3 protein-coding genes are annotated in these 950 nt (G+C 78.9%); all 3 read left to right on the top strand.

All coding sequences use genetic code 11. The annotated features are described in order from the left end of the window. A partial coding sequence (locus WCS02_RS20630; protein WP_340296187.1) for a DUF6992 family protein occupies window positions 1–294 on the top strand: 294 nt, incomplete at its 5' end. Between the two features lie 84 nt (window positions 295–378). Further along, window positions 379–642 carry a DUF3263 domain-containing protein gene (locus WCS02_RS20625; RefSeq protein ID WP_340296186.1) on the top strand — a complete coding sequence of 88 codons (264 nt, stop codon included), beginning with the start codon at window positions 379–381 and terminating at the stop codon, window positions 640–642. Between the two features lie 9 nt (window positions 643–651). Continuing rightward, a partial coding sequence (locus WCS02_RS20620) for a hypothetical protein (RefSeq protein WP_340296185.1) occupies window positions 652–950 on the top strand: 299 nt, incomplete at its 3' end.

Raw genomic sequence — 950 nt, 5'->3', positions numbered from 1 at the left:
GTGGCCCGCCAGACCGTGGCCTGGGGGGCGGTCGACCTGGGCGTGGCGGCGCTGTCGCTGCGCCCGCCGCGGCCCGCCCCGGAGCCGCAGGCCGCCGCGTCGCTGCGCCGGCTGCTGCTGCTCAACAGCGTCCTGGACGTCGGGTACGTCGTCGCGGGCGTCCTGCTCTGGCGGGCGGGGACCGTGCGCGGGCGCGACAGCCGCGGGGACGGCGCGGGCGTCGTCGTGCAGGGGGCGTTCCTGCTCGTCCTCGACACGGTGCACGCGGCGCGGCTGCGAACTACACGGGTGTAGTCCGCGTCGTACCCTGGTCCGGCGCGGGGACGACCGCGCGAGGACGGGGTGCCCGGGACGGGCGCCGGACAGCGAGGAGGGCCCGTGGCCGAGCCCGACGTGCTGTCCGAGCGCGACCTGGCCGTGCTCGAGTTCGAGCGCCTGTGGTGGAAGCAGCCCGGCGCCAAGGAGCAGGCGCTGCGCGAGCGCTTCGGGGTCGGCCCCACCCGCTACTACCAGCTGGTCAACGCGCTGGTGGACCGCGAGGCCGCGCTCCGGCACGACCCCGTCCTCGTCGGCCGGCTCCGACGGGCACGTGCGGCGCGGCTGCGCACCCGGCCCGCCCGCCGGCTCACGCTGCCCGGCTGAGCGGGTCGCGTGCGACGGGCCCGGGAGGACGAGGACGGCGGGGTAGCCTCCGACGCGATGGACGACCTGGCCGTGCCCCAGCACCACCGCTCGGGCGCGCACCGAGTCCGCCGGCACCCGGTCCTCGTCGCCGCGGCCACCGTGGGTGCGGTCGCCGTGGCCTGCGCCGTGCTGCTGTGGGCGCTGCTGTCCTCCGACGTGCTGGGCGTCGGCGACGACCTGCGCGAGGCCGGCGGGGTCGCCCCCGCCGCACCGGCGGACCCGTCCGCGGACGCCTCCGCCCCGTCCGAGCCGTCCGCCGGGCCGTC

Source organism: Aquipuribacter hungaricus, assembly GCF_037860755.1.
Taxonomy (GTDB): domain Bacteria; phylum Actinomycetota; class Actinomycetes; order Actinomycetales; family JBBAYJ01; genus Aquipuribacter; species Aquipuribacter hungaricus.
This window is presented reverse-complemented; position numbering and strand designations above follow the sequence as displayed.